The organism is Fretibacterium fastidiosum (genome assembly GCF_000210715.1).
Classification (GTDB): Bacteria; Synergistota; Synergistia; order Synergistales; family Aminobacteriaceae; genus Fretibacterium; species Fretibacterium fastidiosum.
On the sequence record NC_021038.1, the window covers coordinates 794682 to 801262 of the forward strand.

General features: G+C 68.1%; 6 protein-coding genes and 1 pseudogene. All 7 read right to left on the minus strand.

Annotation, left to right across the window (positions count from 1 at the left end):
• On the minus strand, positions 1-739 hold a 739-nt coding region (gene tilS, locus SY1_RS03485; RefSeq protein ID WP_208872700.1), incomplete at its 3' end, for a tRNA lysidine(34) synthetase TilS.
• The gene (locus tag SY1_RS03490; protein ID WP_015556203.1) at positions 736-2748 is read right to left on the minus strand and encodes a lytic transglycosylase domain-containing protein; all 2013 of its coding nucleotides are present in this window, start codon (positions 2746-2748) and stop codon (positions 736-738) included. The genes SY1_RS03490 and tilS, both read right to left, overlap by 4 nt.
• 35 nt (positions 2749-2783) lie before the next feature.
• On the minus strand, positions 2784-3257 hold the full coding sequence (locus tag SY1_RS03495; RefSeq protein WP_208872702.1) for a 4-(cytidine 5'-diphospho)-2-C-methyl-D-erythritol kinase: 474 nt from the start codon (positions 3255-3257) through the stop codon (positions 2784-2786).
• A 101-nt stretch (positions 3258-3358) separates the two neighbouring features.
• Entirely contained in the window at positions 3359-3631 is a 273-nt protein-coding gene (locus tag SY1_RS03500) for a 4-(cytidine 5'-diphospho)-2-C-methyl-D-erythritol kinase (RefSeq protein ID WP_208872703.1), read from the minus strand.
• A gap of 146 nt (positions 3632-3777) precedes the next feature.
• Complete coding sequence (locus SY1_RS03505; RefSeq protein ID WP_208872704.1) at positions 3778-5064, minus strand: amidohydrolase; 1287 nt, start codon at positions 5062-5064, stop codon at positions 3778-3780.
• An 18-nt stretch (positions 5065-5082) separates the two neighbouring features.
• Entirely contained in the window at positions 5083-6327 is a 1245-nt protein-coding gene (locus tag SY1_RS03510) for an adenosylhomocysteinase (protein ID WP_208872705.1), read from the minus strand.
• Positions 6328-6389: 62 nt separating this feature from the next.
• Positions 6390-6581, minus strand: a pseudogene (locus tag SY1_RS03515) (hypothetical protein); the annotation flags it as partial.

A 6581-nucleotide genomic window follows, 5' to 3' on the forward strand; every position in this document is an offset into this window, starting at 1 on the left:
CGCGCCGCGCCAGGAGGGGCATGAGCTCAAGCCGCAGGAAGTTCCGGGTGCAGCCCGCGTCCGCGTTCGTCCCGTCCTCGCGCCAGGCGATGCCCCGGACCCTCAGGACCCGGCGCAGCAGGTCGCGGCTCATGCCGATCACCGGGCGGAACAGGAGGCCCCGCCGCTCCGGCATCCCCACGGCACCCCGCACGCCCGCGCCCCGCAGCAGGTTGAAGAGCACTGTCTCCGCCAGGTCGTCGCGATTGTGCCCCAGGGCGACGCCCACAGCGCCGCAGGCCTCCGCCATCTCGAGGAGCGCCCGGTAGCGCAGCCGTCGTGCCGCAGCCTCGATGGACTCCCCCCGCGCCCGTTCCCCCGGAACGTCCAGGGTCCGTTCCATGAAGGGCACGCCCCATCCCTCCGCCGCGTCTCGCACGAAGGCCGCATCCGCGTCGGCCTCCCCTCCCCGGATGCCGTGGTTCACGTGGGCGACGGTCAGGGGGCCGTCGTAAAAGGTCTTGAAGAGCCAGAGGAGGGCCATCGAGTCCCCACCCCCCGACACGGCGGCGAGCACCCTGCCTCCGCAGGGCAGCCACCCCTGCCTCATCCCCGCCTCCAGGAAGGGCCCCGCGAGGGCGCGGAGGGAGAGGTCGTAGGGGATCGCCCCGTGATCCCGCTCCCGCGCCCGTTCGACCTCGCCCATGCGCTCCAGCGCACGGCGATAGAGGGATGCGGCGGCCCGTTCTCCCTCCGTCATCGCGCTTCGGCCGTTCCGTAGAGCATCCGGTAGACCCTCAGGTTCGCCGAGACGCGCTGCACGTAGCCGCAGGTCTCGTCAAACTTCACGGCCTCGATCCAGCGGTCTAGGGGCAGGTCCTCCCCCCCGTTCTTCAGCCACTTGCGGGCGTTGCCCGACCCCGCGTTGTAGGCGGCCATCACCCACTCCACCCGTGGGAAAGAGCGCCCCAGCCACGCGAGGTGCGAGGTCCCCAGCCGGATGTTGTCGTTGACGTCCAGGAGGTCGTACTTCTCAAGCCCCGCCCGCTTCGCCTCGCCCTTTGCCGTTCCGGGCATCAGCTGCATCAATCCCGTGGCGCCGGCATGGCTCCGGGCGTCGGGACGGAAGGAGCTCTCCTGCCGCATGACGGCCCACACCAGGGCATCCTCCACGCTGTAGGCCTCGCAAGCCGCCTTGACCTGCGCCCGGAAGGGACGAGGGTAGAGGGCCTCCAGGTTGGCACGATAGAGCGTCCTCCCCGACGTCAGGAGCGTCTCCAGGCGACGGGCTTCATTGTAAGACTCCTCAAGCCCCAGCCAGCGCGACAGCCTGAGCGCGCGGTAGAGCTCCCGCACCCCGGCCTTGGGCCTCGACAGCCTGAGCTTCGCGTAGAGGACGAACCCCCACTGCTCGAGTTCGGAGGGCTTCGTCGCCAGGGCGGGGTCCTCCCCGTTCACGACCTTAAGCTTTTCGCCCCCGTTCAGGAGGGCGTAGATGGAGAGGGGGTAGCGGCGCTCAAGCAGGGCCTGGGTTCGGTCGGCCTCGGCCTTGTTGCCCGACCGCCGCTCCGCGTCGGCGATCCAGTAGAGCAGGCGGGCCCGCCGCATGGGGCCGATGTTGGGGGCATCCGCCTGGCGCCAGAGCCGGACGGCCTCCGTGAGGTTGCCTGCGGCCACGTTCTTCCAACCCCGCCCCCACAGGACGTCAAAGGCGTAGGGCGTGTCGGGATAGGCGCTCAGGACCTTCGCCTCCAGGGCGTCCCGGTACTTCGCCTGGGACTTGTCCAGGAGGTCACGAAGCACGAGCAGGGCCCGCGCCTGGGGCTTGCCCCTGCGCTCCTTGATCACGCGCTCCAGAACGTTCATGGCCGCCTTCTTCTCGGCCTTCCCCGCCTTTCCCGCAAGGGTCGCGATGCGCCGGACGGAGGGCTCCGCGTAGGCGTTGCCGCTGAGGGCCAGGCGGCTCCAGAGGTCCAGGGCCTCGCCGCTGCGCTTCAGTCGGTACAGGGACCAGGCCCGGTAGTAGGCCGCCTTGCGCCCCCCCGCCGCTGTCATGGGGACGGGCCTCAACCGCTCCTCCGCGGCGGCGCTCTCCCCCGCCAGGTGCGCGTAGACGCCCAGCGCCACCCTGACGGCGTTGGACCAGGGCTGAGGCTGCTGCAGGAGGACCTTCGCGGCATCCTTGTTCGAGGGCTGAAGCTCGAGGAGCTTCAGCGCCGACTCCGCCCGATTCCCCGACAGCTCGATCCGCTTCGACAGAGCGTAAATCCGCCGCTCCTTCGTCTCGGCGGCCGCCAGCATGTGGGACAGCGCCTCCCCGATCCTCCGCTCATCCCCGCCCTTCGACAGGAGGCGGTACTGCGCGTAGGCCACGTAGTACTTCAGCTCCTGGGGAGCGCTCTTCCAAAGCCTCTCCGCCAACGCCAGGGCCTCCTGGTCTCGCTTCCCCCTCTCGTACCCCAGAAGGAGCGTCATATCCGCATAGGGCCTGATGGAGGCGGGGAACTTCCCCGCGTACTCCTCGAGGATCGCCACCGCGTCGGGCCAGCGATCCTGTATGCGGTAGGCGTTGGCCATCAGGGCAGCATCCTGCGGAGACCTCTCGTCCATGGAGGCGTAGAGCACCTCCATCTCCTTCCATGCCCGCTTCCAGAAGAGGTCCTGCATCGTGGCCGCCCCGGCCGGGAGGGCGGACAGCAGGGCGGCGGCCAATCCCATCAGGAGCGCCAGAACGGCGCATCGTTCAACGACAAAGCGCTTCTTCAGCATCGAATTCTCCTGTTCTTCGTCCTTTAATTCATTGGTCACGGGAGCGGCGGAAGGTACAGGACCTGCCGGACCCAGCCCGGCCACTCCAGATCGAGTTTTCCTCCGCGGGTCAGGGCAAAGGCCGCACCGCCGCTCCCGGTGATGCCCCAGGCGAGGGCCCCCGCCCCCTCAAAGAGGGCGAAGAGCTCACGATACTGCCCGTGGGCCTCCATGAGGGGGGGCGCGAAGTCGTTGGGCAGGAACCCCAGGCGCCTGTTTTCCCTCAAGGCGCTCAGGATGCCCTCCGCCTCCTTCCGCGCGGAGGCCTCGTCCTTCGGGTAGCCTCCGCGCAGGGCGGCGTCCAGGGATGCGTAGGCGTTCTCCGTCCCCACCTCCCAGGCAGGGAAGGCGATCAGGCCGCTGAGGCGTGGGGGATCGAGGGGCTCCAGGCGGTCCCCCGTCCCGCCGACCAGGGCCATGGGCGCGCCGGAAAAGAGGAAGGGCACGTCCGCCCCCGTGCGGCGCGCCACCTCCCCCCAAGGGCCCGAAGCGTCTTTGGACGCCAGCCACTGCAGCAGGGCGGCCGCGTTGCCGCTCCCTCCTCCAAGGCCCGCTCCGGGAAAGAGGCTCTTCAGGACCTCGACCCTGAGGGGGGGACCTCCGCTCCGGCCTCCCGCGCCAGCCGCAGGGCCCGCGCCACGACGTTCTCCCCCGTCAGGCGAAGGTCCATCCCCAGGACCTCCACGCGGTCCTCCGCTCCCGCGGGCAAAAGCTCGACCCGGAGCGCTTCTCCGGACGGGATACGGAGGAAGATCGAGAGCAGGTCGTGGTAGCCGTCGGAACGGCGGCCCGTCACCCTCAGCGAGAGGTTCAGCTTTGCAAAGGCGGGCAGCACGAAGCGCACTCGCTCACTTCCTTTCACTACAGTAATAACGAGGGGGATCGATGGGGCGGGACAACCCATCGCGCGAGGGCATCCCAGGGCCAAAAAATCAAGGGCCGCCGCAGGGCAGACGTCCCATGCGGCGGTCCCCCACGGCCCCTGCGGGGCTATCTCGTGATGGCCTCCCGCGCCTCCCGCGCCCTCTCCACGATCTCCTCGCGGTCCAGCGTCGGGAACTCCCCGTTGCGGAAGCTCCACTTTCCGTTCACCATCGTGCCCACGATGTCGGCGGCGCTCCCCGCGTAGACGATGTACGCCGCCAGGTTCTCCTCGTTGGCTCCGACGTAGTGGGGCCGGTCCAGGTCCACCAGCACCAGGTCCGCCATCCAGCCCTCGCGGATCATGCCCTTCTGGGCAAAACCGAAGGCCCTGGCCCCCTCATAAGTCACCATGCGCAGGGCGTCAAGGGCAGGAACGCACATGGGGTCGTGGTTCACCCCCTTGTGCAGCAACGCGACGGTCCGCATCTCCTCCCACATGTCCAGGCGGTTGTTGCTGGAGGCTCCGTCCGTGCCCAGCGCCACGGGCGTTCCCTTCTCCAGCCACGCGGCAAGGGGCATCACCCCACTGCCCAGCTTCAGGTTACTGCCGGGGCAATGGACCAGCGTCACGCGGGAGAGGTCCACCTCCGTCGCCGGATCCAGCCACACGGCGTGGGCCAGGACGGTCTGAGGCGCGTCCTGCAGTCCCACGTCCCGCAGGTAGTCGGCAGGCTCCCTCTTGAGCTCCTGCCGCAGGTAGTTAAGCTCCCACTCCGTCTCCAGGAAGTGCAGATGCACTCCCAGGTTGTGCTCGCGAGCCGCCTGAAAGATCCTCCGCATGTCGTCCAGGGGAACGGTGTATGGGGCGTGGGGCCCCAGTTGGACGGTGATCAGGCCCTCCCGCCCGTGCCAGTGCTCCGCCAGGTCAAGGCCCTCCTGGAGGGAACGGTCGAGTTTGCCCGCCTCTCCTGCCACGATCCCCCGACACAGGGCCGCCCGCATCCGGGCCTGAAGGGCGACCTCCGCCACTCGGTCCATCTCGAAGTACATATCGGCAAAACAGGTGGTCCCACCCGCCAGCATCTCCAGGACGGCCGAGGCGGTTCCCCAGTAGATGAAGTCCGAGGTCAGCTTCGCCTCCACGGGCCAGATATTCTTCTCCAGCCACTCCATCAGGGGAGCCTCCTCGCCCAGGCCGCGCAGAAGGACCATGGCGGCGTGAGTGTGGGCGTTGACGAATCCTGGCAGCACCGCCATGCGGCCGTGCCCCGAGACGATCTTGTCGGCACCGGGCAGCCTCTCCTCGAGCCCCAGGATGGAGACGATCCGCCCCTTGGAGACGAGGAGGTGTCCCCGCACCGCCTGCTTTCGCCCGCCGTCCAACATCAGCACGTCCTTGAACAATGTCGCCATAAGCCGTCCCTCCTCAGGCTACTCCTGCCAGCTCTTCATGTACTCGACCTGTTCCTCCGTCATCTGGTCGATCGTGACGCCGATGGCGGCCAGCTTGGACTCCATCACGGCGCGGTCCGTCTCGATGGGCACGGGGTACAGGCCCGGCTCCATCTTGTGTGTGTAGATGTGCAGCGCCGCCTCCAGCTGGAGCGCGAAGCTGAGGTCCATGATCTCGATGGGGTGCCCGTCCGCGCAGGCCAGGTTCGTCAACCGGCCCTCGCCCAGCAGGTTGATGCGGCGGCCATCCTTCATCACGTAGGTGTCGATGTTGTCGCGCAGCTGCTCCATGTGGTCCGCCAGGGCGCTGAGGTCCGGTTTGCTGATCTCCACGTCGAAGTGCCCCGCGTTGCCCAGCACGACGCCGTTCTTCATCCTCATGAAGTGCTCCTTGCGCAGGACGTGGATGTTGCCGGTGAGCGTCATGAAAATATCTCCCAGCGGGGCGGCCTCCTCCATACTCATCACCTGGAAGCCGTCCATCAGCGCCTCGCAGGCACGGTGGGGATCCACCTCCGTGACGATGACGCGGGCCCCCAGGCCTGCGGCCCGCATGGCGCAGCCGCGTCCGCACCAGCCATAGCCGGCCACCACCACCGTCTTGCCGGCCACCACCATGTTCGTGGTGCGGATGAAGCCGTCCCACACGGACTGGCCCGTGCCGTAGCGGTTGTCGAAGAGGTACTTGCTCAGCGCGTCGTTCACCGCGATGACGGGGAACTTCAGCACGCCCTCATCCCGCATGGCGCGGAGGCGCTTCACCCCGGAGGTGGTCTCCTCGGAGGCCCCCAGGATGCCTGGGATCAGCTTCGGAAGCTCCTTGTGGATCGTCGCCACCAGGTCGGCTCCGTCGTCGATGATGACGTTGGGCTTGTAGCCCAGGACCGTACGCACGTAGTCGAAGTACTCCCTCGTGCTCATCCCCCGATGGCTGTAGACGTGCACTCCCTTCTCCGCCAGGGCCGCGCAGATGTCGTCCTGCGTGGACAGCGGGTTGCTGCCGCACGCGGCCACCGTGGCCCCAAGGTGCGCCAGCGTCAGGAGCAGGTTGGCGGTCTTCGCCTCCAGGTGAAGGCACGCCGCGATCGTCGCCCCCTTGAAGGGCTGCGCGTCCTTATACTTGTTGTACAGAAACTGAAGGGAGGGCATGTACTGCCACGCCCACACGATCTTCTTCCAACCGTGCTCCGCCAGACCGAGATCCGCGACCTTAAAGTTCTCCAAGACGATACCTCCAAAAAAAGTTTGATTGTCCTGCAATGTGAGCTCGATGCGACCGAACGGCCTCAGGCCGCCGGAGGGGACGGCTCCCCGCCCGCGCCGAAGCGGTAGGGAGGCCGAAAGACGCCCCGCTCCGTGACGATGGCCGTGACGTTCGCCGCCGGCGTCACGTCGAAGGCAGGGTTCCAGACCCGAACGCTCTCCGGGACGCGGGAGCCGCCCGGCAGGGCCCGCACCTCCTCCTCCGCCCGTTCCTC

Bases quoted from the DNA above. Each gene is read 5' to 3' on its own strand.
- SY1_RS03490 (WP_015556203.1), bottom strand. From the start codon at position 2,748: ATGCTGAAGAAGCGCTTTGTCGTTGAACGATGCGCCGTTCTGGCGCTC.
- SY1_RS03505 (WP_208872704.1), bottom strand. From the start codon at position 5,064: ATGGCGACATTGTTCAAGGACGTGCTGATGTTGGACGGCGGGCGAAAG.